The 16,481-nt window shown below is 65.4% G+C and carries 13 protein-coding genes and 1 pseudogene; 13 read left to right on the top strand and 1 reads right to left on the bottom strand.

The features are described 5' to 3' along the window. Nucleotides 1-25: 25 nt before the first annotated feature. From QQK29_RS17050 to QQK29_RS17010, 9 genes are all read left to right on the top strand, one after another. Nucleotides 26-169, top strand: coding sequence for a hypothetical protein (locus QQK29_RS17050; RefSeq protein ID WP_284301796.1), 144 nt, complete (start codon nucleotides 26-28; stop codon nucleotides 167-169). Next, nucleotides 166-2,487, top strand: coding sequence for a hypothetical protein (locus QQK29_RS17045; RefSeq protein WP_284301795.1), 2,322 nt, complete (start codon nucleotides 166-168; stop codon nucleotides 2,485-2,487). The genes QQK29_RS17050 and QQK29_RS17045 overlap by 4 nt, the downstream gene beginning before the upstream one ends. Beyond that, nucleotides 2,484-3,140, top strand: a complete 657-nt coding sequence (locus QQK29_RS17040; protein WP_284301794.1) for a hypothetical protein — start codon at nucleotides 2,484-2,486, stop codon at nucleotides 3,138-3,140. The genes QQK29_RS17045 and QQK29_RS17040 overlap by 4 nt, the downstream gene beginning before the upstream one ends. A gap of 56 nt (nucleotides 3,141-3,196) precedes the next feature. Continuing rightward, entirely contained in the window at nucleotides 3,197-3,907 is a 711-nt protein-coding gene (locus QQK29_RS17035; protein WP_284301793.1) for an HNH endonuclease family protein, read from the top strand. Between the two features lie 116 nt (nucleotides 3,908-4,023). Next, nucleotides 4,024-5,235: a DUF6361 family protein gene (locus tag QQK29_RS17030; RefSeq protein WP_284301792.1), complete on the top strand. Its 1,212-nt coding sequence runs from the start codon at nucleotides 4,024-4,026 to the stop codon at nucleotides 5,233-5,235. Then, complete coding sequence (locus QQK29_RS17025) at nucleotides 5,228-7,021, top strand: phospholipase D family protein (protein WP_284301791.1); 1,794 nt, start codon at nucleotides 5,228-5,230, stop codon at nucleotides 7,019-7,021. The genes QQK29_RS17030 and QQK29_RS17025 overlap by 8 nt, the downstream gene beginning before the upstream one ends. Further along, nucleotides 7,018-7,488, top strand: a complete 471-nt coding sequence (locus tag QQK29_RS17020; protein ID WP_284301790.1) for a DEAD/DEAH box helicase family protein — start codon at nucleotides 7,018-7,020, stop codon at nucleotides 7,486-7,488. The genes QQK29_RS17025 and QQK29_RS17020 overlap by 4 nt, the downstream gene beginning before the upstream one ends. Continuing rightward, nucleotides 7,476-8,009 carry a hypothetical protein gene (locus QQK29_RS17015; protein WP_284301789.1) on the top strand — a complete coding sequence of 178 codons (534 nt, stop codon included), beginning with the start codon at nucleotides 7,476-7,478 and terminating at the stop codon, nucleotides 8,007-8,009. The genes QQK29_RS17020 and QQK29_RS17015 overlap by 13 nt, the downstream gene beginning before the upstream one ends. Nucleotides 8,010-8,166: 157 nt before the next feature. Beyond that, nucleotides 8,167-10,098: a helicase-related protein gene (locus QQK29_RS17010; protein ID WP_284301787.1), complete on the top strand. Its 1,932-nt coding sequence runs from the start codon at nucleotides 8,167-8,169 to the stop codon at nucleotides 10,096-10,098. Between the two features lie 168 nt (nucleotides 10,099-10,266). Here the strand turns inward: QQK29_RS17010 and QQK29_RS17005 are convergent, their stop codons facing one another. After that, nucleotides 10,267-10,404, bottom strand: a complete 138-nt coding sequence (locus tag QQK29_RS17005) for a hypothetical protein (protein ID WP_284301786.1) — start codon at nucleotides 10,402-10,404, stop codon at nucleotides 10,267-10,269. 62 nt (nucleotides 10,405-10,466) lie between these two features. Here QQK29_RS17005 and QQK29_RS18865 point away from each other — a divergent pair. The 4 genes and pseudogenes from QQK29_RS18865 to QQK29_RS16985 all read left to right on the top strand — a co-directional run. Further along, nucleotides 10,467-11,300: pseudogene (locus tag QQK29_RS18865) on the top strand (DUF4238 domain-containing protein); the annotation flags it as partial. Nucleotides 11,301-11,559: 259 nt separating this feature from the next. Further along, a complete protein-coding gene (locus tag QQK29_RS16995) occupies nucleotides 11,560-12,198 on the top strand; it encodes an N-6 DNA methylase (protein WP_284301784.1) in 639 nt (212 codons plus the stop codon). Then, nucleotides 12,195-13,904, top strand: a complete 1,710-nt coding sequence (locus tag QQK29_RS16990; protein ID WP_284301783.1) for an Eco57I restriction-modification methylase domain-containing protein — start codon at nucleotides 12,195-12,197, stop codon at nucleotides 13,902-13,904. The genes QQK29_RS16995 and QQK29_RS16990 overlap by 4 nt, the downstream gene beginning before the upstream one ends. Next, complete coding sequence (locus QQK29_RS16985; RefSeq protein ID WP_284301782.1) at nucleotides 13,897-16,440, top strand: DEAD/DEAH box helicase family protein; 2,544 nt, start codon at nucleotides 13,897-13,899, stop codon at nucleotides 16,438-16,440. Before QQK29_RS16990 ends, QQK29_RS16985 begins: the two co-directional genes overlap by 8 nt. The last annotated feature ends 41 nt before the right edge of the window (nucleotides 16,441-16,481 follow it).

Genomic DNA, 16,481 nt, shown 5'->3' with positions numbered 1-16,481 from the left:
CATGTCGATGTGGCGAGACGATGCAGTGAGCATCGTGCTGTTCTCGACGCGCGAGCAGGGTGAACAAGTTCTCGACCTCGCGCGGGAATGGACGCGGCACGGTCTCCTCGGCCCGGCGGCATGGGTATACCCGGATCAGATCGAACGGGGGACGGACCTCCACGGGTGACCGCCGCCCTGATGGACGTGGACGACGATGGCGAGCTGCTGGAGGACGAGGTCGACCTCTTCGAGATGCTCGCCGTAGAGTCGATCTCGAGGGTGCGACTGGTGAAGCTCCGCTCGCCAGCCCAAGACTCGCACGCTGATGAGCAACAGGACGACGCATCTGACATCGTCAGCAGATATGTCGCTCACTCGATTCCGCAGTTGCACCCGAGTGCATCGAACTCGACCGACGCTGTCGAACTCATCCGCATGAGTCTGATCTGCACGCCGACGCAGGTGCAGCTCGATGAGCGGCTGCGTGGTGCAGAGAACGACTCGAGCGTCGTGGTGGTCGCCTCGCCTGAGGACCGAGCCACGCCCAGTGCGGGTGACGCGTTCGTGCGTGAGAACGAGCGATTTGACGGCTTCGTGCTCATGCACGTGGCGACTCTGGCGGGCCTCTGGCGGGGTACGCCGATCGGCACGCTGGAGATGTTTGAGCGCGAAAGCTCAGCGGCCCAGAGTATTTGGATCCAGCGCGTCTTCGTCAGAGGTGTACTCACCAAGGGCATCGCCCGCCGTGCCGCAGCTGAGGTGCTCGAACGGCTCATCGAGCATCGGGGTTCGGTCGCTGCGGCGGGGGTAACGGTCACTCCTCAAGGCACCGCAGTGATCCCGGCGGAACGTGTGCCTCTTTACATAGACAAGATGCTTGAGGCGGCCGTCTCACTCGATGATTCCGCTCTGGCCTTCCGGCCTCCGCAGATCGATCGCGAGCCAGATCGCGAGTCTGTCGGTGTTTGGCAGCAACTCGGCATGTTCGCGCGCTTCTCGGGCGGGAAGTTGGCTCGCATCCCGCACTGGACATGGCTGTGGTTCCACGACCTCTTCGCGCGAGGAGTCGCGAAGGAACTCCAAGGCGCGGACGGTTACCGGCAGGTAGCGTTGTTGCTCGATCAGGAACCGGACGCGATGGACCGGAGACTTCTGCTGTCGATCGAGAGGCTGCAGGCGCCTGCAACTCCGACGGGTGCCCCTCTCTCGGTTATGGCGCCCACCGACCATGTCGCTCCACGCCTGTGGGCGGGGCTTCGCAAGCTGATTTTCTCTGCCGTGGACGGCAGCGCGAATCTTGATGAAACGTTCAGCCCCATCGACGGGCGAGTGCCCGTGTTTGACTCGCTCGACCCCATAGCTCCGGATCCGCGTGGCGGATGGGAGCATCCGTCGCCACCTCGTGGATTTCCTGCGCGTGTGACCTGGGCAGATATTCGCCGGGATGATTCACTTCGCAATCGGCTTCTTGCGGTGGTACAGGCCGCGGCTGCGAGGCGTGACGCGGCGCGGGTCGAACATGCGCAAGCAGCATCTGCTGCTGAAGCGATCAAGTCGGACCTGGCGACTGTGCAGGCCGATCTGCTCGGCGAGGGAATGCTCAAGGCGCGAAGCGACGGCCGCGTTGTCGCGGCCAAGCCAGCCAAGGATGCGTCGACAGAAGTAGCCGCCGCGCACAGCGCTGCGGTCCGTGAATGGCAGGGATTGCAGGCGCGCATGAAGGCTGCATCCGCAGAGGTCGAGTCGGCCGCATCTCGCTTCAACAACGCAACTCTCGAAGTCGAACAGGCCACGGCGCACCTGGCATCGTTCGATGATTGGGTCGCCGAGCAGGCCGCGACTTTCACGGCACGGCTGTCGAACCGGATGGGGGCAGCCCGTGAGGCGGCGGCTCTCGAACTCGCGCTCGCGGAGAGAGCTGGAACCGATCTGCCGGAACTGCGTGAGCTCGTTCGCCTTCGAAAGGCTTTCCATCGCGGGGTGCTCGTCGCTTCCCTTGTCATCGGCGTCGTGATGGGTTTCGTAATCGCGTTACCGTCGATCGCTATGTCGGAGCTCGGCCGCCTCAAGCCTGAACTGAGTGGTCGTGTTCGTGAGGCTTTCGAGCAGGGGGACTATCCCGATTGGTGGGCGGTCGTGCTCGTGGGGTTGGGTCTTCTCCTCGTTATCCTGATCTTCCTGTTGGTCGCCTATTACCGCGGCTGGTCCGTGTTTGCTCGACGCGTCCAGTTGGCTGATTTCGCGGTGGCCACACGCGCTCTACGGGCGCGGGCTCTGCGCGGCGAAATGCAACGTCTCGAATCGCTGCACGAGCAGGCAGAGCAGTGGGTCGACCTCGTCTCGACCGCGCTGTTCGATCCGTGGGAGATCCCGCGTGAATGGCGTGAGGCGAGTTCATCAGGCCTTGACGCCTCGCGTATGCCGTTCGCAATGGGCATAGGTGAGGCTGTGGAGGGAGTGGCACGGGCTCTGACCGCATCACGCGGGACGCCGCAGCGGAGTTGATTCGTAAGGGCTGGCGCGACGCTGCGTTCCGAAATCTGCTGGGGGAGATCGCAGGACGACTTGGCCTGGACGACACCAAGCTCGGCCTCGAGGCGCTGGATTCCGACCTGCCGGAGGCGCCGAACAACTCCCGAGCGCTCGTCCGTCGGTACATGTCGGAGTCCGACGTGCTCGAGTCGGTTGCGGAGCGCCAGCTTGCTGCGATCGCCGACGGCTTGCAGGACGACTTGCAGTCGGGGGAGCGCATCCGGGTAGCCCCGATCGCTCGCACGGACGCGCTTTCCACATTCCGCCGAAAGCGTGGCGAAGACGACAGTCAAGGCTGGAGCGAGTTCCTTCTTGAGCCGGTGGTCAAGAGCCCGTCGACTCCGACGCCGCTGAGCGCCTTGGGGATCGCGAGCCACCAGGTTCAGAGAGCCCACCATGAAGGAGTGTCGTCGTATGTGGTGGCGCCCGATGCGGTGCTCGAAGTAGCACCTCAGCGCGAAGCGCTCGTCATGAGGCCAACCGGACTCGATTCCAGGGAGGGCTTTGACTCGCTCGTGCGCATCGATGTCGTCGGGCCCGTACCTCTCGACGCGATCTACGCCCTTGGGGGACCGCGGACGGCGACCGCTGCGGCTCCCGAGGAACCCGAACGTTCTGGGATATAACGGTGACTTCGGGGCGATGGAGGGCTCCGGTTGGAGCGCTCGGGATACCTCTGGTCGTGTTCTCGCTAGCTGTGGGTTGGTACGGTTCGGCGACCGCTGAAACGGTGAGCCCATCGCCTGCGACGGCGCGATATTCAGAGCAGGCAAGCGGACATTCGTCAGACCCGACGCCCAGCGCGCCGGCTGACATCGAGGCGACCCCGACAACGGTTCAGCTCGATGAGGCACTGGCGGTTCTCGAGGAACTCCCCGACGCAACTGATCAGGCGACCGGCTACCTGCGGTCAGCGTTCGGCGCCGGCTGGCGCGACCCTGACCGCAACGGGTGCGACACCCGAAATGACATCCTCGCCCGGGATCTCGCCGACGTGATGTTCCGTCCAGGTACCCACGACTGCGTGGTGACCAGCGGGACCCTTCTCGACCCTTATACCGGCATGACGATCCATTTCGTGCGCGGGAATGTGACGTCGGAGGCCGTGCAGATCGACCACATCGTGCCGCTCGCGTGGGCGTGGCGGAACGGCGCCTACGCATGGGATGAAAAGAGGCGTGTTGAGTTCGCCAATGACCCAGACAACCTGCTCGCGGTAGATGGACCGACCAACATGAGCAAGTCGGACTTGGGGCCCGCGGAGTGGCTGCCACCGAGTGATGCGTTCGAATGTCACTACGCGGCCGCATTCGTCTCGGTGCTCGGCAAGTATTCGCTCTCGATACCGCGGAGCGACCGTCAGGCATTGGTCGAAACTCTCCACGGCTGCTGATTGCAGAGACCAGCGCTCCTCGCCCCCAGCTGTGGGGCTCACCGATGTCGCACCGCCCGGCTAGCGTGGGCTTGCCCGCTGCCCGGGCGGCGCTCGTTTCCGGAGGTGCACGACTCATGCCTTCGCTGATCGCGTGGCTGGACGCTTCGGCCGAGGAGCAGCGACGGATGCGCGACGTGATCCGACTGTTCTCCGACCGTGAGAGCCGCGACGAGCTCGGCATCGGGCAGTTGCGCGACGGCATCTCTGACGCGCTCTTCCCCGGGACCTCCACCCTGCTCACCCGTGCGCGGTATCTGCTGTTCGTGCCGTGGATCTATCAGCAGGCGGCCCGTTCGAGTGCGCCGGTCGCGAAAGCCGATCGACTCGAGCGCGAACTGATCGAACCGCTCAAGCGATCCGTCGACAACGCGGGCCTGCTCGGTACGCAGGCCGGCATCACGCTCAAGACGCTGCCCTCGTCGGTGTACTGGACGATGCTGCGCCACTACCGCATCCTGCGCGACCCGACGCTCTCACGTGAAGACGCCCTGATGTTCGACGGGCGGGTCGCCGACAGCGACGCCGAAGGCGACGGGCCGCGCAACCTCAGCGTCTGGTCGACGACGATGCCCGAGCCGCCCGACGACTTTCCGCGCGAGGTCGAAGGCGGCTTCGGCCTGCGGCCCGACGAGGCTGCGTGGCTGCGCGACCGCATCCTCGACACCGCGCCGGGCAGCTACCTCGCGCACCTCGCGCAGTACGCACCCGATGACCACAGCCCCGCGCCGTGGGCCGACCCCGCATCCCTCGACGCCAGCCCCGAGGTGCGCGACCTCCTCGCGCACGCCCAGTCGTTCTCGGTCGTGATGCACGGCGCACAGCTGCTCTACAACCTGATGATCGCCGAGGAGTACGAGGCGGCCGGCCTCGAGACGGTGGTCGACCCGGTCTCCCACTACCGCGACGAGCTCGCGGAGTGGGCGGATCGCCTCGACGGTCAGGTCGACGTTCGTGCATGGTCGTTCGACGAGTTGCTGGCGCGCATCGAGGTCGACCGCGGCTCGCCCGTGCATCCGTCGACACGGCGGTTCGTCGGCGCGTGGCTGGAGCTGCTGCGGGGGAGTGCCGCCGACGGCCTGCCCGCCAATGACGCCGCGCGGGGGCTGATCCGCCAGCGCGAGAAACTCAACAAGGGCGCGCAGAAGCGGCTCGGCAATCCGCGCAGGCTCGGCGGATGGGGTGGCGGCTCGGGCGCCGGCGAACTGGTGTTCCGCTGGCCAACCGTGCGCCGCATCCTGCTCGACATTCACGAGGGCCTCGCTCGGGCGGAGACGACGGATGCTTGAGCCGCAGACGCGCGCCGCGCTGAGCGAACAACTGAGTCCCCCGAGCGGGTTCGAGCTCGTGCACGCGGTCGGCACGACGTTCACCCTCGACCTCACCACGGCCTTGACGGTGCCGCTGTCGTTCGCCGCGCACCGCGTTGCAGACCACACCGATCCCATCGGCGTGCTCGACGCGGTGCGGCGCTCGGCCGACCGCATCGACATCTTTGCCCAGGCCGGCGCCATTTCGATGGGCGCGCCGTCTGACCTGGCCGCGTTCCTCGAGCCGATGATCCACCCGGTCAGCGTCGCGACCGGCCTCTTCCACCCGAAGGTGTGGCTGCTCGAATACCGCGCGGGCGACGAGACGCGCTACCGCTTCATCTGCGCAAGCCGCAACCTCACCGCCGATCGCAGCTGGGATGTCGTGGTGCGGCTCGACGGGTGGCCAGCCGATGAGCGCTACCGCGACGACGCGGCGGCGACCAACCCGCCGCTCCGCTCGTTCCTGCAGACGCTGCCCGAGTTGGCACTGCACCCGCTCTCGAGCGCGCGCCGCGACCGCATCCGGGCGCTCGCCGAACGCACGCTGTCGATCGCATGGGAGACGCCCGACGAGATGCGCGGGCTCGCCTTCCATCCGTTCGGCGTGCCGGGCGCCGCGCGTCCCGACCTCTCGGGCAAGCGCGCCCTCATCGTGTCGCCGTTCCTCTCGGATGACGGACTCGCTCTGCTGCGCCAGAACGTGCGCACCGAGACACATGTGCTCTCGCGCGCGGAGAGTTTCGATCGGCTCTCGCCTGCGTCGCTCGACAATCGCCTCACGGGCTACCTGCTCGACGACGCGGCGACGCAGTTGGCAGACGCCGACACCGACGCGGCCGTGCCCCAGGCCGAGCGTCTCAGCGGCTTGCACGCGAAGGCGATCGTCGTGGATCGCCACGACGGCAGCCATGTGCTGCTGGGCTCGGCCAACGCAACAGGCGCCGCATGGAACGGCAACGTCGAGTTCATGGTCGAGCTCGTCGGGTCGCTGCACAAGTTCGGAGTCGAGGCGACCCTCAACGCGCTGGGCGAGCTCAAAGAGCCATATCCGGCCGTGGGCGGCGAGCAAGCGGATGCGGATGAGGAGGCCCATCGTGCCCTCGAGGGCTTCCTGCGCCGGTTGGCTGCCGTGCCGCTCTGGGCGCGCCTGCTTCCCGCCGAGCCATACGGCATGCGCGTCTGGGCCGACGAGCGCATCGTCCCCATCCAACGGAGCCTCGATGAGCGAGGCATCCAGCTCAGCTGGCATCTGCTGACGCGACGCGACCACGGCGGCGCGGCGCTGGGCGCCGGCGAGCAGCAGGGCACCGAGCTGCAGGGCCTTCCCCTCACGGATGTGACCCCGTTCGTCGTGCTCGTCGTGCGCGACGCCGAGGGGCGTCAGCAGTCCGCGATCCAGCTTGCGCAGCTGCTCGATGATGTCGACACTCGCCGGGATGCGATCGTCGCGCGCCAGCTCACGGATCGTGCGGCGTTCATCCGGTTGTTGACTTTGATGCTCGAGTTGGCGGGCGTCACGCTCGAGGCTGGCGCAGGAGCATCAGCAGGCTTCTTCGGTGCGAGCGGGCCGGGCACCGGGGCCGGCTTGTTCGAGGCGCTCATGCGTGCCGTCGGCGACGGGCATGCGGGGCTCGCTGACGTGCGCCGCATCGTCGATTTCGTGCGCCAGCAGGGAGACGAGCACCAGGTGCTGCCCGACGGTTTCGACGAGCTCTGGCAGCGGGCGTGGGCGGCGCACCTCGAGCTCGGAGGTGTGTCGTGAGCGGCGCGGATGTGGAGGCAGTGCTCGCTGGGCTGAAGGGCTTCCAGCGGGCGACGGTCGATCACGTCGTCGACCGCTTCTACGGCGCCGGCGCCGAGAACGGCTCGGGCCGGTTCCTGGTGGCCGACGAAACGGGGCTCGGCAAGAGCATCGTCGCGCGAGGAGTGATCGCACGCGCCATCGAGCAGCTGCAGACAGATGACGGCGTCGACCGCATCGATGTCGTCTACGTCTGCAGCAACGCTGACCTCGCCACCCAGAATCTCGTTCGCCTCAACGTGACTGGCGAGAAGCACATCGGCATGGCCACGCGCCTCACGATGCTGGCGAGGAGAGCCACCGCTTGGCCGAGCCGACGACGTCGACGGGCAAGAAAGTCAACCTCGTGTCGTTCACGCCCGGTACCTCGTTCGCAGAAGGTGGACGCCAAACGGGCTCAGCGCCCGAGCGGGCGATGCTCACGGTAATCCTCGACGGTCTCGTGAATGAGACGCCATCCGATCGCCGCACGACGCGTCTCTTGATGCAGGCGACCGTCTCTACCCTCGGCCGGTTCACCGCGAGCGTCGATCGACTGCGGTCGGAGCTGCGCGGCGAGCCCGATCCCCGCATCGTGGGCGCCTTCCGTCGCATGGTCGAATCCGACGGAACCCTCGGCGCGTTCCTCGAGTTGCGCGACGAGGCGCGCGGGAAGTCGAAGCTCTCGGATGAGCTGAGGCATCGAGCAGCGAACCTCACCGCGCGCCTGCGCCAGTCACTCGCGAAGGCGGGTGTCGACACGCTCGAGCCCGACCTCATCATCCTCGACGAGTTCCAGCGCTTCCGGAACCTGCTCGATCCCGAGTCGGGCGAGGCGGCAGAACTCGCGCACGCGCTGTTCGATCACCCCGCGGCCAAGGTGCTGCTGCTGTCGGCGACCCCTACAAGCCGTTCACCAACAGCGACGATGCCGACGACGATCACTACCGCGACTTCCTCGCGACGGTGAGGTTTCTCGCGGGCGGCGACGCGGATGCGGTGTCGAGGGTCGCGGGGGCCCTCGACGAATACCGGCGTGCTCTCGTCACCGGCGGGGTGCTGCGGCTGCCGCCCTTCGCGTGCAGGAACAGCTGACTCCGCTGATGTCACGCTCGGAGCGGCCGCCGGTGGCGGAGCGCGAGGACCTGGTGACGGTTCGCCACCTTCCGACGGCGTCACCGTCGACCGACGACATCCGTGGGTGGGCGGCGCTGCGCAAGCTAGGCAACGCTGCCGGATCACCTGTCGACATCGAGTACTGGAAGTCGATCCCGTTCTTCGCGAACTTCATGGACGGCTACCAGCTCGCGCGGCGTGTGGATGCCGCGCTCGCGAACGGGGATGCGGCCGTTGCCGAGGCGCTCGCCGGAGCCCGTTCACTCGACCGAGCCACCATCGAGCGCTTCGATGAGATCGACCTCGGCAATGGTCACCTGCGTGCCCTTGCCGCGCAGACCGTCGGCGACGGCTGGTGGAAGCTGTTGTGGGTGCCGCCGACGCTGCCGTATCTCGAGCCCGGCCCGGTGTTCCGCGAGTTCGCCGATCAGCGCGTCACGAAGCAGGTGATCTTCTCGGCGTGGTCGGGGGTGCCGACGGCGGTTGCGGCGCTGCTGAGCTACGAGGCGGATCGCCTTGCGGCCGGGAAACGCAAGGTGCTCACCGCCAATACGCCGGATGCGCGCAAGGCGGTGCGCGCGCGCCTGCTGTACCCGCTCGACGAGGGCCGGCCGGCGGCGATGTCGACCCTCGCGCTGTTCTGGCCGCACCCGGTGCTCGCCCGGCTCGGTGATCCCCTTACCGCGGCGCGTCGGGCAGGCGGAGTCGTCACGACTGGTGCCCTGGAGGCTGAGGTGGGCGCCCATTTCTTCTCCGCACCGGATGCCGCGCAGGCGTGGGAGGCGAGCTTCGCGACACCGGGTGCGTTGCCGGCGTCGCTCGCTGACGCGTCGCCGGAGCAGCTGGCAGCCAGCGACGGGGAGGGCTCGGCGGGCCTCATCGAGCACATCCGTCTCGCGCTCGAGACCGCATCCGAGATGCCGCATGCACACCCGGAGCTCGCGTCCCTCGCCGTGCACGCGCCTGGGAACATCGCGTGGCGTGCCTTGCGCAGTGTCGCTGGGCATTCCGCGACCGAGGAGGGGCTCTGGCGCGCCGCCTTCGAACTGGCTGACGGCATCCGCACCTTGTTCAACCGCACCGAGAGCATCGCCCTGCTCACGACGCTGTATGGCGACGAGCGTCACTACTGGCAGAGCGTGCTCGCGTACTGTGCCGACGGCAACCTGCAGGCTGTGCTCGACGAGTACCTCTATCAGCTGTGGAGCGAGACGGGCGGGGTGGAGCTCGACGACGCCGGCCTGATGGATCTCGCACACCGTGCGGTCGGCGCGATGAGCCTGCGGCCGGCGCGTTACGAAGCCCGTGACACGTCGCCCGATCGCGCGGAGATTCCACTCATGGCGCGTTTCGCCTTGCGCTACGGCGGTAAGCACGCCACGGATGCCGATGAGCAGGGCGGCGTGCGCCAGAGCGAGGTGCGGGCGGCATTCAACAGCCCGTTCGCGCCGTTCGTGCTCGCCTCGACGAGTGTGGGGCAGGAGGGCATCGATTTCCACTGGTGGAGCCATTCGGTGATCCACTGGAACCTGCCGAGCAACCCTGTCGACTTCGAGCAGCGCGAGGGGCGGGTAAACCGCTACGCGGGGCATGCGGTGCGCAAGAACGTGGGGGAGCGGCACTGGAACGACGTGCTCGCGTCGGGCGACCCGCACGCCTGGCAGGCGGCCTTCGACGCGGCGTCGCGCAATGTGGCGAGCGAGTTCTCGCCTTGGTGGGTGTACCCGGGATCGGCGCGCATTCACCGCGTGCTCGCGACCTACCCACTGAGCCGCGACATCGACCGCTATGAGCGTCTGCGCTCGGCGCTCACGCTCTACCGGCTCACCCTCGGGCAGCCCCGCCAGGAGGACATGATCGAGATGCTCGCGCGGTCCGGTGGGGATGCGGAGGAGCTGCCGACGATCGATTTGCGGCCGCCGGGGGCCGTGCAACAAGCCTGACGGCTGGTCCGGGGTAGTGTATAGCCGGCTCGAGACGGGTCAGCCGAAAGACCTTCGCAGGTGCTCCCTCAACCGATCGTCCACGACATTGGCACATGTGCCGCGAATACCGCGCGTGAGCAACACTGCGTATACGTTGACGATGTACCGCAGCAGATCGTCGTCGGTCTACTTGTGTCCGAGGATGTGGTTGTCAACCTTGCCCTTCTTGTCGCGGTGGTTCTCGCGGTCGGCGACGATGCGCCCGGACGCGGTGTCGAGCCGCAGGTCGGTCCCGATGATGACGCCGGCGTAGCGCGCGCCCATTGACGCCGCTGGCGGCGGGCGCGGCGAAGCAAGATGTCAGCGCTGAGGCGGACAATTGACGCATGGAGGCAACACCCCGTCCGGTGGCGAAGCGGCATCACACCGTGCCGCAGTTCTACCTGCGCGGATTCACCGACGGTGATCGTCTGGCGACGGTACGGCTTCCAGGCGAGCAACGATTCGTACAGTCCGTCAACGACGCCTCTGTCGCGAAGAACTTCTACTCGGTCGAAGGGCACGAAGACGGTGCTGATGTGCTGGAGAAGGCGCTCTCCGAAGTCGAGGGCGCGACAGCGAAGGTGCTGAAGCGGATTGAGCAGGGAGCTTGGCCCCTAGCGACCGAGGAACGGATGGCCCTCGGCTATTTCGTCGCCCTCCAGGCCACCCGCGTCCCGGTGCAGCGTCGCACGATGGACCATGTTGCCCGCCAGATGATGCGTCTCCAGATCGGCGCTGGCGGCAAGCCCGGACTGCGCAAGCAGCTCGAGAGGCAAGGCGGCGAGGTGACCGACGAGACCGTTGAGCGCGTCTGGGAGATGTTCACTCGCCCCGAGGGCGCACCGTTCTCGCGGCCTCAGGTGGAGCACCTTCAGCAGATGCTGGAGCTTGCCGAGGAGATCGTGAAGTTCATCGTCGGCCGGCCCTGGACACTCGTAAGGTTCGACCGCCGATCGCTCATCACCTCAGATGCACCAGTAGGGCTGGTACCTGACCCCGAGGACGAGCCCTGGCAGGGTGTCGGCTTCATGACGGCCTGGGGCATCACATTTCCGCTAAGCCGGAAACTCGGCCTGATCATGAGCGACCCACAGGCGCTCATCGACCTGCGGATCCCGGTTGAGAAGGTCCATGCCGGGAATGCGGACATGATTCAACTCGGTACGACCAAGCTGGAGAAGTTCATCAACTACAACACCGTGGTGAGCGCGAGCGAGTGGCTCTTTCATCACCCCGAGGACGACAAGTTTGTCCCAGAGGAGCTGCCCGAGTCGCGTCCGGTGCATATGTCAATGTCGAGTGAACGGCACGAGTTTGACGGCACCCCTGGTTTGGGCCGTCTGCCGCTTAGGTGCATTGAGCATCGCCTGGCTCGTCGCCCCAGCAGCGTCCGAGCCGGTCACTACGCTTGGAGGGCTGGGCAGAGAGGAGGAACACTTGTCACAGGACCAGTCCTCCGCGCCTCTCGTCAAGTCGAAGCAACGAGTCGCGGACCACGGCGAGGTGTTCACCCCCGGTTGGATGGTCGACGACATGCTCGATCTCGTCAAGGCGGAGTCCGAGCGCATCGACTCGCGTGTGCTGGAGCCGGCCTGCGGCTCGGGAAACTTTCTCGTTCCGGTGCTCCGGCGCAAGCTCGCCACTGTGAAAGTCCGCTACGGCAAGTCGGACTTCGAGCGTCGACACCACGCGCTCCTCGCCCTGATGTGCATCTACGGGATCGAATTGCTCGCAGACAACGCTGCCGAGTGCCGTGAGAACCTTATTGAGGTGTTCGCCGACTACGTTGGCGCGAAGCCGGCCGACGCCTGGTATCGAGCGGCAGAGCGGGTTCTTGCCGCAAACATCGTCCAGGGCGACGCCCTGACCATGACGGCGTCCGACGGCCAGCCGATCGTCTTTCCGGAGTGGAGCTACCTCGGGAAAGGCAAGTATCAGCGCCGTGATTTCCGCTACGACAACCTCACCCAGCGTGCCTCCTTTCAGGGCACGCTCTGGGATCACTTGGAGGAGCACGAGATCTTCACACCGACGAAGGAGTACCCGGCGATGACCGTCGAGGAGATCGCGGCATGACCCAGGCGACCTTTGCGCTCCGGGGTCGCAACCCAGATGTGCTCACTTGCATCGCGAACCTGTCGAACGACGAAGTGTTCACTCCGCCGGAGTTCGCAAACCGAATGCTCGACACACTGGAAACCGCGTGGGCGGAATCGCACGGCGGCGCGAGCATCTGGGCCGACCCGGAAGTGACCTTCCTCGACCCGTTCACGAAGTCGGGGGTGTTCCTCCGCGAGATTACATCGCGACTGACCGACGGACTCGCGACGACGATTCCCGACCTTCGGGAGCGCGTCGACCACATCCTCACGAAGCAGGTCTTCGGTATCGGGATCACACAGCTGACCGCGATGCTCGCCCGCCGGAGTCTCTACTGCTCGAAGTGGGCGAATGGCAAGCACTCGATCGCGAAATCATTCACCACCGAGGACGGCAACATCTGGTTCGGGCGCACCGAGCACACCTGGGCCAATCGGAAGCGCGATCGACAAGTTGACCCGACCAAGGGCGGCGAGATCACGGTTGAGCTCGCCGGAACCGGCCGCTGCGAGTTCTGCGGGGCGAACGAGGCCGAGTACGCGCGCGGCGAAGAGCTCGAGTCCCACGCCTACGCCTTTATCCACACGACCGACATCAAGGCGCAGATCGCGCAGCTGTTTGGAGCCGACATGCACTTCGACGTCATCATCGGGAACCCGCCGTATCAGCTGAGCGACGGCGGCTTCGGCACGAGCGCGGCCCCGATCTACCAGCTCTTCGTAGAACAGGCGAAGAAGCTAGACCCGCGTCTACTCACGATGATCATTCCGGCCCGCTGGTTTTCCGGAGGCAAGGGACTCGACGACTTCCGCGAGTCGATGCTTGGCGACGGCCGGCTCCGCGTGATCGAGGACTATCTGAGCGCAGCGGACGTGTTTCCCGGCGTCGGGCTCAAGGGCGGTATTTGTGTCTTCCTATGGGACAGAGACTCTCCGGGGGATGTCCAGGTCACTACTCACTTCAAGGACTGGCCGACAACGACTGCACGTCGTCCGCTCCTCGAAGTAGGCGCCGATACATTCATCCGTTTCAACGAAGGCGTGTCGATCCTGAAGAAGGTGGCTGAGGCTGAGGGTGGTAAGCCTGGCTCAGTCGCACTCCCTGACGCAAAGCGATTCGATCGTCTTGTTAGCGCACGAAAACCGTTCGGGCTTGAGACAACCTTCAAGGGCAAGGTGCGCGCCAGCCCTGGAGACCTCCTGATCTATCAGAACGGTGGGACAGGTTACGTCTCGCGGGACAAGGTTCGCCTCGGCACAGACCTCATCGACTACTGGAAGGTCTATACGGGCAGGGCGGCACCGGGGACTGGAAACCGAGATACCTACCCACACAAGATCATCAGCACGCCGTTCATCGGTGGACCGGGCAGCATCTCCTCCGAAACGTACCTGTGCATTGGCCCCTTGGCGTCCCAGACGGAGGCTGAGAGCGTCCTCTCATATCTTTCCTGCAAGCTCACTCGGCTGCTGATTCTTCTTCACAAGCCGTCGCAAGACACGACTCGCAAGGTCTACACGTTCGTTCCGACGCAAGACTGGTCGAAGCTCTGGACCGATGAGGATCTGTATGCGAAGTACGGTCTTTCGGACGATGAGATCGCGTTCATCGAGTCGATCGTCCGCCCGATGGACCTCAACGGTGCACCGGACGATGTGATCGACGAAAGCGCCGATGACTAAGTCGCTCGATGAACTGATGCCGGAGCGCCCGGAGGGGCACCTCCGCATCTATGCGTACGCGATTCACGACGAGCAGCACCTGGGCTGGCTGAAGGTTGGGCAGACGACGCAGGACGTGAAGGCACGGGTCGCGCAGCAGGTGAAGACCGCGGCGGTCACCAACTACACGATCGAGGTCGACGAGTCGGCGCTCCGCGACGACGGCACGTTCATCCGCGACTTCGACATGCGCGAGCGACTGAAGGCGAAAGGCTTCGCGAATCCGACGCTGGAATGGATGGAGTGCACAGTTGCCGATGTGCTGACAGCGTTCACCGAGCTCCGCACTGGGCAGGAGGTCAGCGGCACGCATCACGAGACGTTTTCGATGCGTCCGGAGCAGAAGCGCGCGGTGGAGAAGACGCACGACTATTTCCACTCGATCTGGAAAGAGGACATGCACGCGGTTCCGCGGTTTCTCTGGAATGCGAAGATGCGCTTCGGCAAGACCTTCACGAGCTACCAGCTAGCGAAGTCCCTCGGCGCGACTCGCGTCCTCGTACTCACCTTCAAGCCGGCTGTCGAGGACGCCTGGGCGACTGACCTGCTTTCTCACAAGGACTTCGACGGATGGCAATACGTCTCCAAGTCCTCCGGGATCGATCCGTCTACCGTCGACAAGAAAAAGCCGCTCGTCTACTTCGGCTCGTTCCAGGATTTGCTCGGTCGCGACAAGGCGACCGGACTCATGAAGCCAAAGAACGAGTGGATCCACGCGATCAACTGGGATCTCGTGATCTTCGACGAGTACCACTATGGCGCCTGGCGCGACAGTGCGAAGGAGCTCTTCGAGGGCGAGGACGAGAAGGAAGCGAAGAAGGAGCTCGCTGGGGAGTATGGCGAGGCGCTGGAAGCCTTCGACGAGGAGCTCGACGAGCTCGGCAGCGACGAGAAGGACTTCCTGCCGATCACGACCCGCGCCTACCTCTACCTCTCCGGCACGCCGTTCAAGGCGCTGGCGACCGGCGAGTTCATCGAGGAGCAGATTTTCAACTGGACCTATACCGACGAGCAGCGCGCGAAGGCCGAGTACGCCAAGAATCACCCGGACAAGCTGAACCCGTACGGGGCGCTTCCGGAGCTGCGGCTGCTGACCTACCAGATGCCGGACGAGCTACTGAAGGTCGCTAGCGCGGGCGAGTTCGACGAGTTTGATTTGAACGCCTTCTTCGCCGCAACCGGCGTCGGCTCGAATGCGGCGTTCAAGCACAAGGACGATGTGCAGAAATGGCTCGACATCATTCGCGGCCAGCACCTGCCCACCCAGGTTGACGCGCTGAAGAGCGGCACGCGGCCCCCGTTCCCGTACTCCGACGTGCGACTGCTGCCGTACCTCCAGCACTCGTTCTGGTTCCTACCGAACGTCGCCGCCTGCCACGCGATGGCGAATCTGCTGGCGGAAAAACAGAACGTGCCCTATTGGGGTCAGTACCAGGTGCTCAACGTCGCTGGTCCCGGCGCGGGGATCGGGCTCGAGGCGCTGCCGCCGGTGCGCAAAGCGATCGGCAATGGGGTCGACACGAAGACGATCACCCTGTCCTGCGGCAAGCTGACGACGGGGGTCACCGTCCCTCAGTGGGCGTCGATCCTCATGCTCCGCAACCTCAAGTCGCCGGAGACCTACTTCCAGGCCGCTTTCCGAGTGCAGTCGCCGTGGTCCATCAAGAATCCGAACGGTGACGACCCGAACGCGGAGGAGGTGCTCAAGCCGGTCTGCTTCGTCTTCGACTTTGCGCCGACGCGGGCACTACGGCAGCTCTCCGAATATGGCATCGGCCTCTCGTCGGACGAGCCGAACCCGGAGCGCGCTGTCGAGGAGTTGGTGTCGTTCCTGCCGGTGCTCGCCTATGACGGTGCAAACATGACGCAGGTCGACGCCGGGGGCATCCTCGACATTGCCATGGCCGGTACCTCTGCCACTCTCCTCGCCCGCAAGTGGGAGTCAGCGATCCTCGTCAATGTCGACAACGACACGCTCAAGAAGATCATGGGTAGCGAGCGCGCGATGGCCGCCGTGATGAACATCGAAGGCTTCCGCGCTCTCGGAAGCGACGTCTTCGAGACCGTCATCAACAAGTCCGAACTGGTCAAAGGCACCAAGAAGGCGAAGGGCGACGCGCTCACTCCGAAAGAGAAGAAGGAGCTCTCTGACGAGGAGAAAGAGTACAAGTCCAAGCGGAAGCAAATCCAGGAAAAGCTGATCAAGTTCGCAACGCGCATCCCCGCGTTCATGTATCTGACCGACTACCGGGAGAACACCCTAAAGGACGTCATCACCAAGCTCGAGCCTGGCCTCTTTCGCGCGGTGACCGGGCTGACCGTCGAGGATTTCGACCTGCTCGTCTCGCTCGGCGTCTTCAACGCTGCTCATATGAACCAGGCGGTCTTCGCGTTCCGGCGCTACGAAGATGCTTCGCTCTCGTACACCGGCATCGAGTCGCACGCAGGGCTGCGGCGCTACGGGCTCTACGACACCGTTGTGGGGCTAGAGGACTGACCCGGCCAAGCAGGACGTCGATCCCGCCCGGCCGCTGGCCT

It is taken from the genome of Homoserinibacter gongjuensis, from assembly GCF_030161875.1.
GTDB lineage: Bacteria > Actinomycetota > Actinomycetes > Actinomycetales > Microbacteriaceae > Homoserinibacter > Homoserinibacter gongjuensis.
Note: the sequence above shows the minus strand (reverse complement) of the source record. Positions and strands in the feature narration are given on the sequence as shown.